The sequence below is a fragment of the Streptomyces sp. NTH33 genome (genome assembly GCF_003236365.1).
Lineage (GTDB): Bacteria > Actinomycetota > Actinomycetes > Streptomycetales > Streptomycetaceae > Streptomyces.
In genome coordinates this window covers 1-18,748 of the sequence record NZ_POTZ01000035.1, presented here as the reverse complement: position 1 = coordinate 18,748, position 18,748 = coordinate 1, and the positions used below count along the sequence as shown (strand labels likewise).

Genomic DNA, 18,748 nt, shown 5'->3' with positions numbered 1-18,748 from the left:
CGGCGCATGCGCAGCTACCGAGACCTCTTCCGCACCCCGGAGTTCACCCCGCTCTTCCTCGCGTCCTCCGCGCAGACGGTCGCCCAGACGGCGAGCGGACTGGCGCTCGGCACCCTGGTGTACCGGGCGACGAACTCACCCCTCCTCTCCGCGGTGAGCATGTTCGGCCCGTCGCTCGCCCAGGTGCTGGGCGCGACCTTCTTCCTCTCGGGCGCGGACCGGCTGCCGCCGCGCCGGACGCTGGCGGGCGTCTGCCTGGCCCTCGCGGCCGGCACGGCGGTGCCGGCACTACCCGATCTGCCGGTGTGGGGTGTCTTCGCGGTCGTTCTTGTCCAAGGCGTGGTCGCGTCGCTGGGCGGGGGAGTCAGATGGGGCCTGCTGAACGAGATCCTCGCCAAGGACGGCTATCTGCTGGGGCGTTCGGTGTTCAACATGATGAGCGGGATCATGCAGATCGCCGGATACGCGGCGGGTGGGGCGCTGGTGGCCGCCCTGTCACCGCGGATCACGCTGCTGCTGTCGGCCGCGCTGTACGCCGTGGCGGCCGCGGTGCTCCGCCTGGGCCTGAGCCGCCGCCCGCCCCGCACCCGGGGCCGTACGTCCGTGTCGGCGACCTGGCGCACCAACGCCCTGCTGTGGTCGTCCCGCCCGCGCCGCCTGACCTACCTGGGCCTGTGGCTCCCCAACGGCCTGGTGGTCGGCTGCGAGTCGCTCTACGTCTCCTACGCCCCCGCCGCCGCGGGCACGCTCTTCGCCTGCGCGGCGCTCGGCATGCTGGCCGGTGACGTGACGGTGGGCCGTCTGCTCCCGCCCGCCGTACGCCGCCGCCTGGCCACACCGCTGCTGCTGCTCCTGGCCGGCCCGTACCTGCTCTTCGTCCTGCACCCGCCCGTGCCGGTGGCCGCCTGCCTGGTGACGCTCGCCTCGGCCGGTTTCGGCGCGAGCCTGGTCCAGCAGGAGCGCCTGATGGCCCTGACCCCCGACGAGCTGAGCGGCCACGCCCTGGGCCTGCACTCCGCGGGCATGCTCACCCTGCAGGGCGTGAGTGCCGCACTGGCCGGCTCGGTGGCCCAACTCACGTCGCCCGCCGTGGCGATGACGGCGATGGCGGCGGCGTCGACCCTGATGACGCTGTCGCTGGCCCTGGCCGCCCGCCGTACACAGGCTCCGTCGGCTCGCCCGGCGCCGGCACGGTAGGGGCGGACGGAGGTCCGCGACGGTGCTGCCTCCGGGTTCAGCGGCGAAGTCGCATGACCGTGCGGTCGAAGCCGGGGAACTCGCGTGTGGCCGTCTCGATCACGTCGGTGGCCGAGCGCCGGCAGTCCGGCGCGAAGCGTTCTGCGATGGCGGCCGGCGCTCGGTCGGGCCGCGCGGCCCAGTCGGGCTCGTACCGGGCGAACGCGGGGGCCGCCTCGAAAGGACCGTACCCGCCGGCCGACTGCTCGTTGCCGGTCCATGCGCGGAGCCGGTCGGTGCCCGAGTCACGACCGCCGGAACCCGCGTACCACTGTCCATGTCAGTGCCTGCTGCCAAGATGCTCGAGCGGTACGACGACAGGGGAGCTCATGGGCACCTGCTGGTCGATCGCCGCGGCCGTCCGCTCTGCGGGGTGCTGGGCCGTCATGGGCCGGCCGTACCGTCCGGGCCGGGCGGCTCGACCGCGTGCAGCCTGCGCCGCAGGTGCGCCCGTTCGGGTTCGGTGCCAGCCAGGTCGAGTGCCTGCCGGTAGGCCGCCGCGGCCTCGGGGAGCCGGCCGAGCCGGTGCAGCAGGTCCGCCCGGGCGGCCGGGTAGGGGTGGTGGCCGCGCAGCAGCGGCTCGTCGGCCAGTGCGTCGAGCAGCACCAGACCTGCCTCCGGTCCGTCGCGCATCGCCACCGCCGCGGCCCGGTTCAGGGCGACGATCGGGGACGGTGCGAGTGCGAGCAGCACGTCGTAGAGCGCCGCGATCTGCGGCCAGTCGGTGGTCGCGAGGTTCGCGGCCTCGTCGTGCAGGGCGGCGATCGCGGCCTGGACCCCGTACGGGCCGGGCGGGCCGCCGGTCAGCGCGGCGGGCACCAGAGCAAGGCCCTCCTCGATCATCGTGTGGTCCCAGCGGCCGCGGTCCTGGTCCTTCAGCAGCACGATCTCGCCGTTTGGGCCGGTCCGGGCATCGCGTCGCGCGTGGGTCAGGAGCATCAGGGCGAGCAGCCCGGCGACCTCCCGCTCGGCGGGCAGCAGCCGGCGCAGGATCCGCGCCAGCCGGATGGCCTCCTCGGCGAGGCCGGGCCGCTGCAGCCGGGGCCCCGAGCTGGCCGCGTACCCCTCGGTGAAGATCGAGTAGATGACCTGGAGCACTCCCGGCAGCCGCGCGGGCAGCTCGTCGGCGCCGGGCACCCGGAACGGGATGCGGGCCTGGCGAATCTTCTTCTTCGCCCGCACGATCCGCTGGGCCATCGTCGCGGACGGGACGAGGTGGGCCCGCGCGACCTCGGGCGTCGTCAGCCCGGCCAGGCAGCGCAGGGTCAGCGCCCCGCGGGCCTCGGCCGGAAGGGCCGGGTGGGCGCAGGTGAAGAACAGCTGCAGCCGTTCGTCGGGCAGATCGCCGTCCGCGTCGGCGGGCGGGGCGGGGCCGGCCCGGTCCGCCTCCACCTGCAGGACGGCGAGCCGGGCAGCGTAGGCGCGGTCCCGCCGCAGCCGGTCGACGGCCTTGCGCCGGGCCGTCGTCAGCAGCCAGGCGGCGGGCCTGGCCGGCACGCCCCGGACCGGCCAGTGCACCAGTGCCGCCTCGATGGCCTCGGAGGCGACCTCCTCGGCCAGGTCGAGGTCGCCGAAGCGGCGGACGAGGCAGGCGAGCAGCCGGCCGTGCTCCTCCCTGAACACCGACTCCACCCACGGCGTGACGGGCGTCCGGGGGCCGGCGGGTGCCTCGTCCATCGCCGTCACACCTCGAACTCGGCGACCGGCCGCACCACGACCGACCCGCCGCCGCGCGCGCCGGGGCAGCGTGCGGCCCAGTCGAGTGCGGCATCGAGGTCCGGCACGTCGATGACGTAGAAGCCGCCGAGGACCTCGCGGGTCTCGGCGAACGGTCCGTCGGTGACGGTCCGCTCGCCGTCCGGGCCGACCCGGACCGTCGTGGCGGTGACCAGGTCCGCCAGCGACTCGCCCGAGACGTGGATCCCCGCGTCCCGCACGGCCTTGTCGTAGACCATCCAGTCCTCGACGCCGCACTCGGCGGCCGCCCCGTCGGCGTCGATCGCGCCACTGTGGATCAGCAACAGGTACTTCATGATCCGGCTCCTGTCAGATTCTGTCGTTTTTTCGCGCGGCGGATCGCCGTACACCAAGACGACGAACGGGACGCGGCCGGATCGACAGCATCCCGAAAATTTCTTCCAGGGCGACTCGGCGAGCAGGACCAGTCCCGGCATTGCTTCCTGCACCTGTGAGGACCGAATGGGCAAGGGGTGAGGGGTGTCAGGCAGCTCCGACAGCCTTCTCCCACCGCGCGCCGCCACCGTGACGCTCGCTCATGCACACCGGAGCACGATCAACCAGCATCAACCGGCAGCGGTTCACAACCCGTCGGTTCACACACCGGGCGCGCGGAAGGCGACCTGCCGGCGGGCGGCCTCGTCGATCTCGTCGAGGGTGAGGAGGGGGGTGGCCCGGGTGCGGAGGGCGCCGCTGGCCTTGACGGTGAGGCTGACGGCGGCCATGGAGACCTGGTCGGGGAAGTCGACGACGAGCACGATGTCGTCCTCGCCGAAGGCGAAGTACATGGCCTCGACCTTCCCGCCGAGTCCGGTGACGACCTGCTCGACGGCGGCACGGCGGCCACTCGCGCCTTCCGCGAGCAGGCCCTTCGTGCCCTCGGGCGTGTAGGTGGCCTGGATGAGGAACTTCGGCATAGGGGTGCTCCCTGCCCATCGATCGTCCGGTACGCAGGATGTGCTTCCCGCTGCCGCATGGGCCGCCACTCGCCGAACGGCTGGATTCACCCCTTGGAAGCCAAAACCTTTCCGCCGGTGCCCCATGCGGATGTCAGACAGGCCGAGGCACGATGCTCACCGCGCGGTACTCGTACCCGTCCTGCTTGAAGCCGGGAGCTTCCCACTCGAGATCGACCCGCCGACCGGACGACAGCATGCGGAACCCGTCCATCCGGATGTGGGAGTAGTGGCCCCAGCAGCCACCGGGAGTCTCGGGAGAGTCGAGCACTCCCCACCCTTCCTCTTCGTGCCACTCGCGGACAGCCGCAGTCACCATGGGCGACACCGTAGTGCTCGGGCAGGCGGCCGGCCGCTGGTGCCCGTACGTCCGGGAGGACGGCGACGGGTGGCCGTGCGCTCCCGCCGGCCCGGATCCGGTCACCGCGCTGACGGGGGCCTGGGGGCGGCGCCGGCGGAAAGGGGAGGAAGGCGAGAGGTCACGGCCCCGGGACGGAACCGCTGGGAATTGCTGAGGCCGGCCGAGGCCATGGGAATCCGCCATCGAGTGGCGCGTACCCGACACAACAGCGGCACGGGCTCGCGCTAGTGTGCGCGCGTGAGCCTTCATGTCGTCTTAGGTTGTGGGCCCGCCGGGGCGGCCACCGCCCGGCTGCTGGCCGAGCAGGGGCATGCGGTGCGGGTCGTCACCAGGTCGGGCCGGAGCCCGGAGCCCGGGATCGAGCACGTCGCACTGGACGCGACGGACAGCGAGCGGCTGATCGGTGCCGCGCGGGACGCGACCGCGATCCACAGCTGTGCCGCACCGCCCTACCACCGCTGGACGAGCGGATGGCCGCCGCTGGCCTCGTCGCTCTGCGCGGCGGCCGAGGAGACCGGGGCCGTCCTGGTCATGCTGGGCAACCTCTACGGCTACGGCCCGGTCGACGGCCCCCTGACGGAGCAGCTGCCGCTCGCGGCGACCGGCCCCAAGGGGCGGGTGCGCGCCGCCGTCTGGGAGCAGGCGCGGGAACTGCACGAGCAGGGCCGGATCAAGGCGGTCGAGGTGCGGGCCTCGGACTTCTTCGGGCCCGGCGTGACCGACGGCGGGCACCTGGCCGCGCGGGTCGTGCCACGCCTGCTGCGCGGCAAGCCGGTCTCCACGCTCGGGGACCCGGACGCGCCGCACAGCTGGAGCTACGTCCCCGACGTGGCCAGGGCCCTGGTCGAGGTCGCGGGCGAGGAGCGGGCCTGGGGACGGCCCTGGCACGTCCCGACGGCACCCGCGCTGTCCACCCGGGAGATGGTGGACCGCCTCGCCGCCGAGGCGGGAACGGGACCGGTGGCGGTGCGCGGGCTGCCGTCCGCCGTCCTGGGCGTCGCGTCGGTCTTCTCCCCGCTGCTCCGCGAACTGAGGGAAGTCCGTTATCAGTTCGACCGTCCGTTCGTCGTCGACTCCAGCGCCTACGAAGCCGAGTTCGCGGTACGGGCCACGTCCCTCGACGAACAGATCAAGGCGACCGTGGACTGGTGGCGGGAGCGGTCGGCCACCACCGGATGACACCTGTGACAGGGGGGAGGTTCCACAGTGGGATCAGTGGGATCAGTGGGTGCGCGGCGTGACGACGTCGCGATCGTGGGGATGGCCTGCCGGTTTCCGGGGGCGCGCAACGTCAACGAGTACTGGCGGCTGCTGACGGCCCCGCGGGCACAGTTCTCGACCGTACCGGACTCGCGGTGGCGTACCGCCGCCTTCCTCGGCGACGACGTCCGTGGCGACAACGTCCGTGACACGTCCTCCGTCTACACGGACACCATGGCGCTGCTGCCCGATGTCGGCCACTTCGACGCGGCGCACTACGGCATCCCGCCGCGCCGGGCCAGGGCGATGGACCCTCAGCACCGGCTGCTGATCGACCTCGCCCGCGAGGCGGTCCAGGACGCCGGGTGGGAGGCCGAGGGCTTCGACCGCGAGGAGACCTCGGTGATCACGGCGCTCACCGAGAGCGGCTACCGCGAGATCAGCACCCTGCGGATCCGCATGCGCCAGCTGGCCGGCGGCGAGTTCGGGGCGCGGGCGTCCGACCCACGGTGGTCGGAGACGGTCCGCGCGGTCGGAGGGCTGCACGGCACCTCCGTGGCCGGGCTCCTGCTCAACATGGGGCCGAACACGATCAGCTCGGTCCTCGATCTGCACGGCGAGAGCTATGCGCTGGACTCGGCGTGTTCCGGTGGGCTCATGGCCGTGGCCAACGCCGTGTTCGCCCTGCGCGCGGGCCGATGCCGTATCGCACTCGCCGGTGGCGCCCAACTGCTGCTCACCCCCGATCTGCTGGTGGGGCTGTGCCGGGTCGGCGCCATCTCGCGCAGCGGCAGGTGCCTGCCGTTCGGCGCGGCGGCCGACGGCTTCGTCCTGGGAGAGGGCGCCGGGATCCTGGTGCTGCGGCCCCTGGCCGACGCGCTGGCGGCCGGCGACCGGGTCTACGCGGTGATCCGGGGGGTGGGTACGGCCAACGACGGGACCGTGCGGGGCGGTATGGAGCCCCAGGCGGCCGGTCAGCTCCGTGCGTTGCGCCGGGCCTACCGGGACGCGGGCCTGCCCCCGGACGCGGTGGGCTATGTGGAGGCGCACGGCACCGGGACCGCGGTCGGTGATCCGGTCGAGCTCGATGCCCTGCGCGCACTGCGCGGTGAGGGGGCCGCACCCGCCTTCCTCGGTGCGGTGAAGGCGGTGGTCGGCCACTCGCTCGGCGCCGCGGGGATGGCCGGACTCATCAAGACCGCCCTGGCCGTGCACCGGGGAGTGGTACCGCCGCAGCCGGAGTTCGGCCTGGCCGACGCTTCCGGACTCGAGGCCGCGCGGCTGACCGTCCCGACGGCGCCGGTCCGCTGGCCGGGGGCCGGGCAGCCGCGCCGGGCGGGGGTGAGCGCCTTCGGCTTCGGCGGCACCGGAGTCCACCTGGTGGTGGAGGAGTGCGCCACGGAACCGGCCCGCCGGGTACCGGACGAGGGGCCGCACCTGCTGGTGCTCAGCGCCCGCGACCGGGCCGGACTGGCCCGCTACGCCCGGGAGCTGGCGCGCACCATCGCCGACGACCAGTTGTCGCCGGCCGAGGTGGCGCGGACCCTGGCGCGCAGGACTCCCCTCACGGAACGCCTCGCCCTGGTGGCGGAGGACGCCGACGACGCCGTGACCCGGCTGACCGCGGCGGCCGAGGCCGTGGCGGCGGGCCGTACGGGAGAACTCGGGCCGGGGCAGGCGGCCGGCACGGTGCCCCCGGGTGAGCCGCACGAGGTCGCCGTGCCGATGCCGGGGGAGCTGCCCGCCGAGGCACGCGGGGCCGCGTTGCGCCGGCTCGCCGGGCGTGCGGTCACCGAGCCGGGGATCCGTCCGGTGATGGAGCGGACACCCCCGTGCACCCTGCCGCCGAGCCCGCTCGCCCCGCGCCACCACTGGGCGGTCGACGAGTCGGCTCGCGAGACGGGGCAAACCACCCCGGTGAGTCCTCCCGAGCCGATGCCCGAGCCGGTGTCCGAGCCTATGGCCGGGCTGATGCCCGAGCCGGTGTCCGAGCCGGTGTCCGAGGCGGCGCGGGCCGGTGGTGGAGCCGTCGCACCCATCGTGCTCGAAGAGGTGTCGCGGGTCGGCGTCTTCCCCCTCGCCGACCTGAGCGAGCGGATGGAGCTGGTGACCGACCTCGGCTTCGACTCGCTGATGCTGCAGGAGCTGGAGGTCAACATCGCCAAGCGGATACCGGGCTTCCGCTCCGAGGAGGTGTTCTCGCCCGGCCTCACCGTCGAGAAGCTGATCGCCCTGGCCGATCCGCACCTCACGCAGCCACCGGCCCCCGGTGAGCCGCTGCCCCGGAAGACACGGGCGGAGTGGGACACGGAGACCGCGTGCGTCGACGACTTCCCGGAAGTGCGGCGGTTCGAGGACCAGTTGGGTTCGATCGCCGGCAGTGGCGCGGACTTCCCGTACTTCCGGGTCCACCAGGGCACCATCCGCGACACGACCGTGATCGGCGGCCGGGCGTACCTGTCCTTCGGCAGTTACAACTACCTGGGGCTCTCCGGCCATCCGGCGGTCGACGAGGCCGTGCACCAGGCGGTGGACCGGTACGGGACCTCGGTCTCCGCGAGCCGCCCGCTCTCCGGCGAAAGGGACCTGACGGTACGGCTGGAGCGGGCGCTCGCCGACTTCCTCGGCGTCGAGGACTGCCTGGCGCTGGTGAGCGGCCATGCCACCAATGTCACCGCGATAGGACACCTCGTCGGCGCCGGGGACCTCGTGGTGCACGATGCGCTCGCCCACGACAGCATTCTTCAGGGCTGTGCGCTGTCCGGGGCGGCGCGACGTCCGTTCCCCCACAACGACATCGGCCGGCTGGAACACCTGCTCCGGCTCAACCGGTCCCGGTTCCGGCGGGTACTGATCGCCGTCGAGGGCGCCTACAGCATGGACGGCGACCTCGTCGACCTGCCCGCCGTGATCGAGCTGAAGAGGCGTTACGGTGCCCTGCTGATGGTCGACGAGGCGCACAGCATCGGCACCGTGGGCGAACGCGGCCGTGGCGTCGGTGAGTTCTTCGGCGCCGACCGGTCCGACGTGGACCTGTGGATGGGCACCCTGTCCAAGGCCTTCGCCAGCTGCGGCGGTTACCTCGGTGGCTCGGCCCGGACGGTGCGGTGGCTGCGGCACACGCTGCCGGGCTTCGTCTACAGCGTCGGCCTGACTCCGGCCAACGCGGCCGCGGCACTGGCCGCCACCGAGCTGATCGACGCGGAACCGCACCGGGTGCGCACGCTGCGGCGGAACGCGGGCCTCTTCCGGGACCTCGCCGCCTCGGCCGGTCTGGCCACGGGCGCCGGCGCCCACACCCCGATCGTGCCGTGCCTCCTCGGCGGCTCGGCGAGGACCCTGCGCGTCGCGGACCGGCTGTTCGACCGGGGCGTCATCGCCGATCCGATCTTCCACCCCGCCGTGGAGGAGGGGCGCGCGAGGCTGCGGTTCTTCGTCACCAGTGAGCACCGTGAGGAGGACATCCGCCGGGCCGTGGCGATCCTGGCCGAGGAGGGGGCAGCCGACGGGGGATGAGTGGCTCACTTCAGATCAGGGTGCGTTCGATCCGGCTGAGCACGGCACTGTTCGCGGATTCCCTGCCGTCCCCGCGGTCTCCGCTGTTCCCCTTGTCCCGGCCGCCCCGGCCGCCCCGGCTGTCCTCGCCGTCCCCGGCTCTCCCGGCCGGGGGCGTGCCCTGCCCCTCCTCGGTGCTGCCCACCCGTTGGGAGAGCAGATAGGCGATGATCTCCGCCTCCTGCTCCTGGACGTCGTCATAGGTCGCGCGCAGGAGCATGTCGCGCACGAGGTCGGGATCCAGGTTGGGGAAGAGGAGACGAGCGCTCGCCTCGTCCAGCCAGCCCGCCCCGCGATGGCAGCAGATGATGTGGCCCAGCTCGTGCAAGATGATGTGCTCCTGATGCGCGCTGGTGGTGTTGGCGTCGTAGAAGATGAGGTCCTCGTCGCGTGCGGCGACCCACATGCCGCACGGGTGCGACGCGGGCATCTGCAGGGGGACCAGCGTGATGGGACGGTTGCGGATCTCCCCGATGTAGCGGCAGAGCTCGGCCACATCGGTCACCTTCGGCAGATCGAGTTCGGCGATCCGCCGCGCGCCGGCCTTCCGGAGCCTCTTGAGCCGACTGCGGCGGTCCTGACCGGCCGGCTGCCCCTTCCTGGCGCCTCTCACCCCGGCTCCGAGGAGTCGGTGACGGGCGGAAGGCCCTGCATCTGCCGGTACTGGTCCATGATGGCCGTGATGGCCCGGAGGTTTTCCTTCCTCATCCCGGCCGCCCGCATCGCCACGGCGCGGACGCCCGACTGCCGCAGTGCCTCGACGGCGGCGATCTCGCTGAGCACCGACTCGGCGACCTTGTCGTCGAAGAAATAGGCGACGGACACGCCGAAGAACTTGGACAGGGCGGCCAGAAGCTCCGACGAGGGGTTGGAGCGCTTGCCCGTCCGCAACTGCGACAGGTACACACCCCCGACCCTGAGTTCGGGGTTGGTCCGCTTCAGCTCCTCCGCCACCTCGGCGTTGGTCCAGTGCCTGCCCTTGGGGCGAACTGTCTTGAAGAGCTGGTCCAGACGCACTGCCAGCAGGGGCCGGTCGTCGGTCTCGGACACTGCGAATCTCCCTCCCGACACCTCCTCGGCGATGCCCTCAGCTAATTCCAAGTCTCGCAGATTAACTGACAGTTGACAATCGGCCGGGACTCAGCCACCGTGGAAGCCCGCCGATAACTGGCAGCTAACTTGACTTACGGGGGTAGCCGAGTTGGTTGCCGGGGCGCGGGGGTGCCGGCGGTGCCGGGCCGGCCCGGCCCGGACGACGGGGCGGGCCGGCCCGCGCGGGAGACACCTGCCCGACCAGGCGGGAGAACGGGGGATCACGGGGGAGAGCAGCCGGGGGAACCCCGCCCGGTCCAACGGGGGACGGACCGGGCGGGAGCTCTCAACCCGTGTCACCGGCTTTGCGGTAGGCGGACGCGACCTTGGTCAGCCATGCGACCTCCGCGGTGAAGTTGTCCGAATCACGATCTTCGAAGTCGCCGACATCCTTGTTGTCTTCGGGGACGGTGCCGGTGCGCTTGGCGTGCAGGGCCCGTCTGATCTGTGCCGCCTCGGCGAACGCCTGCCGGGACTCCTCGCTCGCCCCCGGGGCCGCGCCGTCGACGCCGTTGGCGCCGCGGTCGATGTAGGGGCGCAGGTCCCGCCATCCGTCCCGGATCTCGACGACCCGCCGGTGGAGGCGGTAGTCGAGGTCGAGGACCGAGGCCCCCGGCGGCTCCAGGACGATGTCCGGGGAGGACTCGTACAGGTCCCGCCAGAGCGGGTACAGGGCCCGGTACGACCGGTAACTGCGCACCCAGTCCAGCAGTCCGGCGGCCGGGGGCCCCCAGGAGGACATGGTCAGGCTGAGCGAGAGGGTCACGATGCCCACCGCGCTGAAGACGGACGCGGCGAGCTGCCAGACACCGATGTCGATGCCCGACGCGGCGGTGAGGATGTTGACCGTCCTGGCCAGGCAGTAGAGGAAGAGGATCACCGCGGCGACGGAGAGCAGCCGCAGGGCCTGTCGCAGAGAGGCGTTGTCGGTCATACGGGCGTAGGGCCCGCACTGGCGGAAGATGGTGACGCACGGAACCGCCTGGGAGACGATGAAGACCAGGAGGTAGGTGAGGATCAGCGGCCGGCCGCTGCCGGTGTTGAAGTCCGTGGCCGGCCGGCCGGGGCCGTCGGCGACGAAGAAGAGCGCCGTCAGAAGCGCGTTGAGGGCGATGCCGGTGATCAGCCAGTAGCGGGTCCTCCGTACGGCCTTCTCGTCGTCGGCCGCCCAGTGCAGCAGGATGATCTGCGCGCTGACGCAGAAGGCGACCGCCGACATGTGCATCACCAGGATGGCGAGGTTGCCGACGCCCAGGAAGCTCTCGCTTCCCATGGCGACGGCACCCATCGTGAAGGTGAGGCACTGGAACAGCAGGGTGACGACCAGGGTGCGGTAGGCGTTGTCCCGCCAGTCGCGCCGTACTTGGCACAGCCGGCAGACGAGCGCGGCGTACGACGAGAGCGCCGCGATGACGAAGCAGAGGGTCTTGGTGGTGTTCACGGCCTGATTCCCTGTGGGTGCCACGCACGCGGCGGACGGTCAGTCGGTGTTCTCGCCCAGAGGAACCACGAGTCCGACGCCTTCGGCCGCCACGGCGATGGCGAAGTCGAAGAACGCGGACTCGTCCCGAACACTGTCGTGGGTACGGCTGAAGACCTGGAACACCAGGAGCCCGATCAGATTGCTCCACAGCACGATGCCGCGCTCGATGACGTCCGAGAAGGGAGCCTCGGGCGCGCCTCCGAAGAGCTCCACGGCCTGGGGCAGGAGCAGCGGCGGCCCGGGCACCGCCCGCCGGGGCGGGGTGAGGTCACCGGCCTGGAGCGCCGAACGCACGATGCCGGCCAGCACGGCGGGGGTGCGCGAGGCGGGCGGGACCGTGTCCTGCGGGGCGTGGTAGTCCGGGACGGGCGAACCGTAGATCAGCGCGAACTCGGCGGGGTTGTCGAAGGACCACCGCCGCAGCGCGCGAGCGACCGCGAGGAGGCGCGCGCCCGCCGACGCGCCGGCGTCCCCGGCGGCCCGGTCGGCCTGCTCCATCGCGGCGCCGGACTCGTTGTAGGCGTCGACGACCAGCGCGGTCAACAGGGCGTCCCGATGCGGGAAGACGGCTTCCACATCGGTGACGGCAAGACCGCCGCCGCGGGCAACGGCATCCAGGGACAGCCCTCCGGCGCCCGATTTCACCAGCAGTTGGCGCGCGGCGGTCTTGATGACGGCCGGGAGCCCGATGCTCTCGCCGGCGGATCTCGTTCCGGAATCCTCCATGGTCCACACCGTAACCGCCGGCCGCCGCGGCCATAAGTGCCGTTGCCCGGGCACCCCGGCCGCCCGCAGAGATCCGGCCACACCAGAGGCAGGGGTGATTCTCTGGATGTCATTCCTCTGGAGGTCAGTCCTCTGGAGGTCAGTCCTCGCGGATGCTGAGCAGATCGCCGGGCCCGCAGTCCAGTTCGCGGCAGATCGCGGTGAGGGTGGAGAAGCGGATCGCCCTCGCCCGGCCGTTCTTCAGTACGGAGAGGTTGACGACCGTCACCCCGACCCTGGCCGCCAGTTCGGACAGGGTCATGCCGCGGTCGGCCAGCAGCCGGTCCAGATGGACCTGGACCCGGTGTTCCTCCTCCGGCGGCATCAGACCAGTCCCTCGGTGTCGGCGCGCAGCTTCGTACCGCGCCGGAAGACCTCGCCCAGGGCCAGGACGAGGAAGGCGAGCAGGACGTATTTGCCGGAGAAGGTGGCCGAGAAGAGGATGTGGTCGGCCATGGGGGTGCTGCCCACCAGCGCCTGTGTGGTGACCGCCGTCAGCACCGGGGAGAGGACGGCCTGCACCAGCACGGTGAGTCCCATGACGCTCAGGCGCCGGGCGTTCTCCGGTACGAAGACGTCGCCGTCGCGCAGGGTCCGGGCCATCCGCAGGAGGAGGACCAGGATGAGGAGCAGGAGCAGGCTGCCGGTGAACTCCGGCACGGCGAGCAGCAGGCGCTGGCTCAGGCCGGGGTCGGTGAGGACGAGGTCGGCCTGGTGAGCACCGGTGAGGGTCATGCCGTGTCCCGCCGCCGCGTCGGTCACGGCGCCCGGTACCCGGGTCGCGGTCCCGGTCTCGACCTCGCGGGTGTCCACCGGGTCGACGAGGCCGGCCACCCCGAGGGCCGGGAGCAGCATCCCGAAGACGCCGACCAGTACAGCGGCCAGGCCCAGAGCGGCCTCCAGCAGCCGACTGTCGGTCCGGCTCCACCAGGACTTCGTACCCATGGCTCTCCCTGCCGCTCGCAGCGTTCTTATCGTTTGTCGATATTATCGATAAGCGATAAGTAGCTGTCAAACCCATGGGTTCCCGGGGGTTCCCAGAAGTTCCCGGGGGTTCCCGGGAAGACTTGTCAGTGAAGTTCGGCCTCCCACGCTTCGAACGGCGGCTCCACCCGGTAGCCGGGATCACACCGGCTGCGAATCCACTGGGCGGCACGGTACTGTGCGTCGCCCTCGTTGAGCGTTCGACCGTGCTCGTCGACGTGTTGTCGAGCACCGCCAACGGCCGCTGGAGATCCTCAGAGGTTGAGGCCAGGTACTTTGACGCGCGTACTTCGGACAGCCTCTGCTCGTTCATTGCCCTCCCCGGGCGACGTCGGACCAAGCGGCCGGCAGGAGGCCGATCCGATCGAGCTTCGGGGAAAGGCGGGCAGGGCGTGCGCGGTGGGGGACGAACAGCCGGGCGGGCGTGCCGCGTACTGGCGCTCGTGGCGTCGACCGCCCTGCTGGCCGGATGCGGCGACGGCCGAGGCGATCCGCCCGCGGGCCCGGCTGCCGGGCCCGCGATCAGAAGTTGCGTGACGCCTTCCGGAGGCCTCGTGGCCGACCTGAACGGCGACGGCACGGCCGACCGTGTCTCTCCTCCCTCCCTCACCGGCGCCGGCCTGGTCATCACCTTCGGAGCCGAGAACGGGCGGGACACGAAGGCGGGTCCCCGGGACCTCGTCGGGGATCGCGGTGAGGGTGCGAAGGACGTGCTGGCCGTCGTGGCCGACTTCGACCAGGACGGCTGGAACGACCTCTTCATCGCCGCCACCGGCGCGTTCGGGGGCGACGACCCGTTGCAGTCGGACGTCTCCGAGCTGCGGCTCGGGCCCTTCTCGGCGCGCGGGCGCGGACAGAGCGATCACCACGTCGACCTGACCGAGCCGCGCGCCGTCTCCGTCGCCGACTACGACCACGACCACCACCCGGACCTCGCGTCCTACGGCCACGAGGGCGACGGCGTCTACGCGACGACGGCCCGCCTCGGCGGCGAGAAGGGGCTCGACCGGGAGCCCGACGACACGAACAGGCGGTACACGAAGGAAGCCGGCCAGACCGACCAGAAGACCCCCGACTCCATGCCCGAGGCCGACCTGACGGCGTTCTACCCGACCTGCGACACCCCCTCGGCTCGGGGAGATTGAGTATTCAGGGGCGGGAACCTTGCCGACCTGCGGCCGCATGGCGCGTGTCACAGGTGACGGAGGCCCATCCCGGTCATGCCACCGCCTGTGAGGTTGGGAGCCAGCAGGGGCACCCAGAAGACGGCGACCGCGAACGCGAGCGAGGTGAGGCCGACGACCCGGGCGACAAGACGGCCCCGCGGCAAGCGTTTCTCCGCGACGACGACGGCGGCCAGGCCCACCATGGCCCAAAGGTTCATCACACCGAACGCCATGAGCAGCAGCATCAAGGACCAGCAGCACCCCAGGCAGAACACGCCGTGGTGCGCTCCGGCACGTAGGTGGCGCGAGGGGCCGCGGTACGACGCGTAGCGCAGCAACAGGCCGATCGGTGAGCGGCACTTGGTGAGGCAGAAATCCTTGAGGGCGGTGAGCTGGTAGACACCGCTGACGGCGAAGACGGCGGCGGCCGCCGCTCTCCCCGCCGTGGGATGTGTGGTGGTGACGTGCGTCGCGCCGACGGCCAGGGCGTACGCAGGCAGCCCGGCGGCGGCCCAGACCAGCACGTAGCCGGCGGTGAACGCGATCATGCGCGGCGTCCGGTGAACGGGGACCGTCCGCGCGTACAACGAGGCGACAGGCGCCGTGGCCGGCAGCATCATCGCGGCCATCATGACCGTCCACACGCCCATGAAGGCGGACAGGTCCCCGGCCATGGTCCGGGACCCCATGTCCCCCCGGCGCAGCGCCACCCACGCCCAGGCCGCGGCCGCCGTGAGCAGCACCGGCCCGGAGTAGCGCGCGCCGTACCGGGCTGTGGTCGTCGTCCTGGTCACGCCGACCATGAGAAGGGCGCCGAGTGTGCGTTGCGGCCGGTGAAGTCCCATGAACGGCCGTGTACGCCACTGCCGATGGCCCGCGTCGACCGGGCGACCGTCAACGTGCTGTTCGCCGGGTGGAACATGCCGGTCAGCCCCATCACGGGGCCGTCCTCGCCGAACTGCGGGGCCACCTGGTCCTCGATCTCGATGTCGATGGCGTCCGCCACCCGCACCGTGTGGCGGCGACCGTCGTCGTGGAAGGCGGTGGGAACGCGTTCGACGCCGAGGACCTCGCCGATGAGGGGGGCGAGCGCCGCCATCGGTCCGCCCACCTGCCCGGAGAAGACCCTGCCCAGTGCGTCCGCCTGGCTGTCGTCGGCCGAAGCGTCGACGTACAGCACGACCTGCCAGCCGCCGTCGGCCATCACGCGGGGCGCGTCGGCGAAGACGACGACGCTGCGGTCCGACACGTCCACGCCGTCGACCTCACCCCGTGCGACGTGGAACGCGAGAGTCACCTGGCAGCGCTCGTTGTCGGCGGGTGCGGTCAGGCCCGAGGTGGTGCACGGACACACGGTGTCGCAGTTGCAGCTCTCCAGATACGTACCGTTCACATTCCAAGCCATCGCTGTACTCCTGCCTGGTTCACGCGCCTGTCGGTGACGAGGAGTGGCGCCCAGCCAACAGAGCGAAAGGCCTGATACGAGCGCCGGCCTTGTGCGGCGCCTCGACCTCATGAGGGGGAACGGGGCCGTGGGCGCGTGCCACGCGCCCGCTCGGCCACAAGATCGACACCAGGAGAGCTCCTTGGCCCGAACGGCCGCCCGAGTACTTCCCAGGCTAGTCCCGCACCCGCACCCGCACCCGCACACCACGCCCGCCACATCACGCCCGCCACATCACGCCCGCCTGCACGGCCTCCGGCGGCGGCAGGCACGGGTACACGAGCTCGTCGCCCCTGTGGTGACAGAAACCGACGTGTGCCTGTTGCCGACCGACCTCGGTCCTGCTCCTCCGCGGACCACCGGGCCCCATGGCGGTCAATTCCTCAGCACCACTGCGAACCCGCGCGGTCCGCGACGATCTCCACATGGAGCAGGCCGTCGTCCGGACCCTCTATGCCCAGGCAGGCGGTCGTCCCGCCCATCGACTTGGTGAAACAACCGGACACCGTCCCGCCCTCGGCCGTGGTGCTCGGCCGCCGGCCGTCCGCCCCGGCGGCCTTCTGGTAGTGAGCCAAGGCGCTCTTCGGGGACCCGCCGTACCGGTACTGCGTCCCGACGACCACGAAGCGATCGTCGTCGTCGCAACTCCGGTACCGGTCCGTCGGATCAGCCCCCCTTTGGGGCCGTGTCCAGCACCGCCGCGCCGGCCATCACTTCGGCAAGCCGGTCCTCGCCCTCGCCACAGCCGTAGGAGGCCAGGAAATACCACGCGGGCAACCCCACCAGCACCAGCCCCGAAACGGCCACGGCAGCGGCCAGGCGGAGCCCCACCCCATTTCTCCTCATGCCGCCGGACGCTAGCGCACCCCCTGTGAAGGCCCGTCTCGGCATCCTGATCCACGGTGAACGCGCCAGCGCCCCCGGCAGGCTTCGAACCTGCGACACCCGCTTCGGGAACCCGGTCAGTGGAACGGCTCGGTGTCCGCCGGCGTCGTCCCTCTCCGGGGCACGGTGGCCGTGCCCCGGAGAGGGGACACCGGGTGCACACGGACGGCTTCGCCAAGTGGACAAGGCGGTTCGAGGACGAGCGCGAGCGCAGGCGCGCCCAGGGCGACCCGGACTGGGGGCGGAGCGCGACGCTGCATCCGGCGGTGTGGGCCAGCATTCAGCGCTTCCAGGTCGGCGAGGACGGTGACGGCGCCAACCTCGTCGGCAAAGCGGATGAGGCAGGCGACGGCGACTACGCGCAGGCGGTCCGGCTCTTCGTCGCCGAGGAGCAGAACCACGCCCGTCTCCTCGCTCGGCTGCTGGCCGCGGGTGGTGTACCGACGTTGACCGGCCACTGGAGCGACACGGTCTTCGTACGGCTGCGGCGTCTCATGGGCCTGCGCATGGAACTGCTGGTGCTGATGATCGCGGAAGTGGTGGCACTGCGTTATTACCGGGCCCTGCGCGACGGCACCGACGACTCGCTCACTTCGGACGTGGCGGGGCGAATCCTGTCCGACGAGCAGCGCCACGTCCCGTTCCACTGCGAGCGCCTGCACGCCTCCCTGGCGGAGTTGCCCCGAGCGATACGCCGCCCGGTGATGGTCCTGTGGCGACTTCTTCTGCTCGCGGCCTCCCTCGTCGTCGCCGCCGACCACGGTCCGGCGCTGCGACGGCTCGGCATCGGGCGCCTGCGATTCGTGGCCGATGTCGTGGCCTCGTCCGGCGCGGTCGTCTCCGCGGTGCTGGTGCCCCGCCCAGACGCATGGACGAGCGAGGGCTGACAACGGACAGCCCACCGCTTCCCGCCCGCCTCTTCAGGGGGAGCCTGGGGCGCAGGGCTGGTGACCTGCAGCTTCGCCGGCCGAGCCGGTCGGCTCAGTTCAGCCTTCCAGGCGCCCTGGTCGACCGTGACAGGCCCCTGCGTCTGGCGCGGCTGTGGCACGGCGACCTCTTCCTCCCGAGCTCGTCCCGAACTCGTCCCGAGCTCTCGGCCGGACGGCCGTTACGGTCCAGGACGCCGGTCGTGCGGTCATCAAAGGCCGCTGGGGGCCACGGTCGGTTGCGGTGGTTGCCGCACTTCGCTGCCCTGCCTCAGCCGGGCCCCGTGGGGGCACACGCCATGCAATCGGTGGTGTGCCACCGCAGTCGCTTGCCAGCGGTGACAAGCCGCTTCGACGGGGTTCACGAGGGAGGAAGCGACTGATGGAAAGCCAAAAAGGTCGCAGGGCTGAACTGGTCACTTTCGTGCGCAATCGCCCCCTCTCTCAACTGGTCCGAACTCGCCCCACCCACCGGCGGCAACGGCCTGGTCGAACTCATCGGAGTCGCCACCCCCGTCTGCGCACCCTTGCAGCTTCTACCGGCCCGTCCGGCAGCGACCGACTCAACCGCCTGTCCCGCGCAGACCAGTGCGTAGCCCAGGTGAACGGGACGGCGGCGGACGTGACCACGGGGATTCTGTTGTCCGCGATCGTGAGGTCAGCCGGCGAGCACCGCTTCAGGAGCTCGATCCGGGGGTGGCCGTGGTCACGTCCGCGGGAGCGGTCGGGGTCGCCGGACGCGGAGCACCGTTCGACGTGGTCACGGACGAACGCGGCGGCGGCCGCCCCGCCGGCCAACGCCGCGCTCTCATTGCCGCACATTCGTTTGATTCAGAGGGATGGGGCTACTCGGTGGTGTTCGCCGGTGGTGGTCGCGTCCGTGGCTCTCGTGCGGATGCGGCCGCCGGGCCGGGGCGATGGGCCACGGGACAGGCGAGGGAGTTGGTCAGGGTGAGTG

General features: G+C 71.8%; 19 protein-coding genes and 1 pseudogene. 5 read left to right on the top strand and 15 right to left on the bottom strand.

All coding sequences use genetic code 11. The annotated features are described in order from the left end of the window. Positions 1–6 precede the first annotated feature (6 nt). Positions 7–1,197 (top strand): MFS transporter, encoded by a 1,191-nt coding sequence (locus C1I97_RS05915; protein ID WP_111002163.1) that lies wholly within the window; start codon positions 7–9, stop codon positions 1,195–1,197. A gap of 423 nt (positions 1,198–1,620) precedes the next feature. On the opposite strand, the gene C1I97_RS05910 is transcribed toward C1I97_RS05915, so the two are convergent. From C1I97_RS05910 to C1I97_RS05895, 4 genes are all read right to left on the bottom strand, one after another. Next, positions 1,621–2,913, bottom strand: coding sequence for an RNA polymerase sigma factor (locus tag C1I97_RS05910; RefSeq protein WP_111002162.1), 1,293 nt, complete (start codon positions 2,911–2,913; stop codon positions 1,621–1,623). A 5-nt stretch (positions 2,914–2,918) separates the two neighbouring features. Continuing rightward, positions 2,919–3,269 (bottom strand): YciI family protein, encoded by a 351-nt coding sequence (locus C1I97_RS05905; protein ID WP_111002161.1) that lies wholly within the window; start codon positions 3,267–3,269, stop codon positions 2,919–2,921. Positions 3,270–3,569: 300 nt separating this feature from the next. Further along, positions 3,570–3,890 carry a GYD domain-containing protein gene (locus tag C1I97_RS05900; protein ID WP_111002160.1) on the bottom strand — a complete coding sequence of 107 codons (321 nt, stop codon included), beginning with the start codon at positions 3,888–3,890 and terminating at the stop codon, positions 3,570–3,572. A gap of 133 nt (positions 3,891–4,023) precedes the next feature. Beyond that, entirely contained in the window at positions 4,024–4,248 is a 225-nt protein-coding gene (locus C1I97_RS05895; protein WP_111002159.1) for a cold shock domain-containing protein, read from the bottom strand. A gap of 279 nt (positions 4,249–4,527) precedes the next feature. Here C1I97_RS05895 and C1I97_RS05885 point away from each other — a divergent pair, with 279 nt between their 5' ends. Together C1I97_RS05885 and C1I97_RS05880 are read left to right on the top strand one after the other, a co-directional pair. Continuing rightward, positions 4,528–5,469, top strand: a complete 942-nt coding sequence (locus C1I97_RS05885; protein ID WP_111002157.1) for an NAD-dependent epimerase/dehydratase family protein — start codon at positions 4,528–4,530, stop codon at positions 5,467–5,469. Positions 5,470–5,550: 81 nt separating this feature from the next. Further along, complete coding sequence (locus C1I97_RS05880) at positions 5,551–9,006, top strand: aminotransferase class I/II-fold pyridoxal phosphate-dependent enzyme (RefSeq protein WP_111002171.1); 3,456 nt, start codon at positions 5,551–5,553, stop codon at positions 9,004–9,006. Between the two features lie 10 nt (positions 9,007–9,016). Here the strand turns inward: C1I97_RS05880 and C1I97_RS05875 are convergent, their stop codons facing one another. The 7 genes and pseudogenes from C1I97_RS05875 to C1I97_RS42920 all read right to left on the bottom strand — a co-directional run. Beyond that, positions 9,017–9,658 carry a toxin gene (locus tag C1I97_RS05875; protein WP_258382436.1) on the bottom strand — a complete coding sequence of 214 codons (642 nt, stop codon included), beginning with the start codon at positions 9,656–9,658 and terminating at the stop codon, positions 9,017–9,019. Continuing rightward, entirely contained in the window at positions 9,655–10,095 is a 441-nt protein-coding gene (locus tag C1I97_RS05870; RefSeq protein WP_111002156.1) for a helix-turn-helix domain-containing protein, read from the bottom strand. Before C1I97_RS05870 ends, C1I97_RS05875 begins: the two co-directional genes overlap by 4 nt. A gap of 328 nt (positions 10,096–10,423) precedes the next feature. Continuing rightward, the gene (locus C1I97_RS05865; protein WP_111002155.1) at positions 10,424–11,578 is read right to left on the bottom strand and encodes an MAB_1171c family putative transporter; all 1,155 of its coding nucleotides are present in this window, start codon (positions 11,576–11,578) and stop codon (positions 10,424–10,426) included. Between the two features lie 39 nt (positions 11,579–11,617). Further along, complete coding sequence (locus C1I97_RS05860; RefSeq protein WP_111002154.1) at positions 11,618–12,346, bottom strand: TetR/AcrR family transcriptional regulator; 729 nt, start codon at positions 12,344–12,346, stop codon at positions 11,618–11,620. Positions 12,347–12,485: 139 nt separating this feature from the next. After that, positions 12,486–12,710, bottom strand: coding sequence for a helix-turn-helix domain-containing protein (locus tag C1I97_RS05855; protein ID WP_111002153.1), 225 nt, complete (start codon positions 12,708–12,710; stop codon positions 12,486–12,488). Further along, complete coding sequence (locus C1I97_RS05850; protein ID WP_111002152.1) at positions 12,710–13,330, bottom strand: DUF2975 domain-containing protein; 621 nt, start codon at positions 13,328–13,330, stop codon at positions 12,710–12,712. Before C1I97_RS05850 ends, C1I97_RS05855 begins: the two co-directional genes overlap by 1 nt. Before the next feature lie 125 nt (positions 13,331–13,455). Continuing rightward, positions 13,456–13,575 (bottom strand): annotated as a pseudogene (locus C1I97_RS42920) (DUF7677 family protein); the annotation flags it as partial. Between the two features lie 348 nt (positions 13,576–13,923). On the opposite strand from C1I97_RS42920, the gene C1I97_RS05845 reads away from it, so the two are divergent. After that, positions 13,924–14,514 (top strand): VCBS repeat-containing protein, encoded by a 591-nt coding sequence (locus C1I97_RS05845; RefSeq protein WP_111002151.1) that lies wholly within the window; start codon positions 13,924–13,926, stop codon positions 14,512–14,514. Between the two features lie 47 nt (positions 14,515–14,561). On the opposite strand, the gene C1I97_RS05840 is transcribed toward C1I97_RS05845, so the two are convergent. The 4 genes from C1I97_RS05840 to C1I97_RS39685 all read right to left on the bottom strand — a co-directional run bounded on the left by C1I97_RS05840 (position 14,562) and on the right by C1I97_RS39685 (position 16,810). Beyond that, the gene (locus C1I97_RS05840) at positions 14,562–15,329 is read right to left on the bottom strand and encodes a DUF2182 domain-containing protein (protein ID WP_258382435.1); all 768 of its coding nucleotides are present in this window, start codon (positions 15,327–15,329) and stop codon (positions 14,562–14,564) included. Further along, positions 15,326–15,940, bottom strand: a complete 615-nt coding sequence (locus C1I97_RS05835; RefSeq protein WP_111002149.1) for a DUF1326 domain-containing protein — start codon at positions 15,938–15,940, stop codon at positions 15,326–15,328. The genes C1I97_RS05840 and C1I97_RS05835 overlap by 4 nt, the downstream gene beginning before the upstream one ends. Before the next feature lie 422 nt (positions 15,941–16,362). Further along, on the bottom strand, positions 16,363–16,602 hold the full coding sequence (locus tag C1I97_RS05830) for a hypothetical protein (protein WP_111002148.1): 240 nt from the start codon (positions 16,600–16,602) through the stop codon (positions 16,363–16,365). A 43-nt stretch (positions 16,603–16,645) separates the two neighbouring features. After that, positions 16,646–16,810 carry a hypothetical protein gene (locus C1I97_RS39685; RefSeq protein WP_181446585.1) on the bottom strand — a complete coding sequence of 55 codons (165 nt, stop codon included), beginning with the start codon at positions 16,808–16,810 and terminating at the stop codon, positions 16,646–16,648. A gap of 209 nt (positions 16,811–17,019) precedes the next feature. Between C1I97_RS39685 and C1I97_RS05825 the strand changes: the two genes are divergently transcribed. Further along, entirely contained in the window at positions 17,020–17,751 is a 732-nt protein-coding gene (locus C1I97_RS05825) for a ferritin-like domain-containing protein (protein WP_111002147.1), read from the top strand. The last annotated feature ends 997 nt before the right edge of the window (positions 17,752–18,748 follow it).

Bases quoted from the DNA above. Each gene is read 5' to 3' on its own strand.
- C1I97_RS05915 (WP_111002163.1), top strand. From the start codon at position 7: ATGCGCAGCTACCGAGACCTCTTCCGCACCCCGGAGTTCACCCCGCTC.
- C1I97_RS05850 (WP_111002152.1), bottom strand. From the start codon at position 13,330: ATGGGTACGAAGTCCTGGTGGAGCCGGACCGACAGTCGGCTGCTGGAG.
- C1I97_RS05855 (WP_111002153.1), bottom strand. From the start codon at position 12,710: ATGCCGCCGGAGGAGGAACACCGGGTCCAGGTCCATCTGGACCGGCTG.
- C1I97_RS05880 (WP_111002171.1), top strand. From the start codon at position 5,551: ATGGCCTGCCGGTTTCCGGGGGCGCGCAACGTCAACGAGTACTGGCGG.
- C1I97_RS05900 (WP_111002160.1), bottom strand. From the start codon at position 3,890: ATGCCGAAGTTCCTCATCCAGGCCACCTACACGCCCGAGGGCACGAAG.
- C1I97_RS05835 (WP_111002149.1), bottom strand. From the start codon at position 15,940: ATGGCTTGGAATGTGAACGGTACGTATCTGGAGAGCTGCAACTGCGAC.
- C1I97_RS05860 (WP_111002154.1), bottom strand. From the start codon at position 12,346: ATGGAGGATTCCGGAACGAGATCCGCCGGCGAGAGCATCGGGCTCCCG.
- C1I97_RS05895 (WP_111002159.1), bottom strand. From the start codon at position 4,248: ATGGTGACTGCGGCTGTCCGCGAGTGGCACGAAGAGGAAGGGTGGGGA.
- C1I97_RS05905 (WP_111002161.1), bottom strand. From the start codon at position 3,269: ATGAAGTACCTGTTGCTGATCCACAGTGGCGCGATCGACGCCGACGGG.
- C1I97_RS05910 (WP_111002162.1), bottom strand. From the start codon at position 2,913: ATGGACGAGGCACCCGCCGGCCCCCGGACGCCCGTCACGCCGTGGGTG.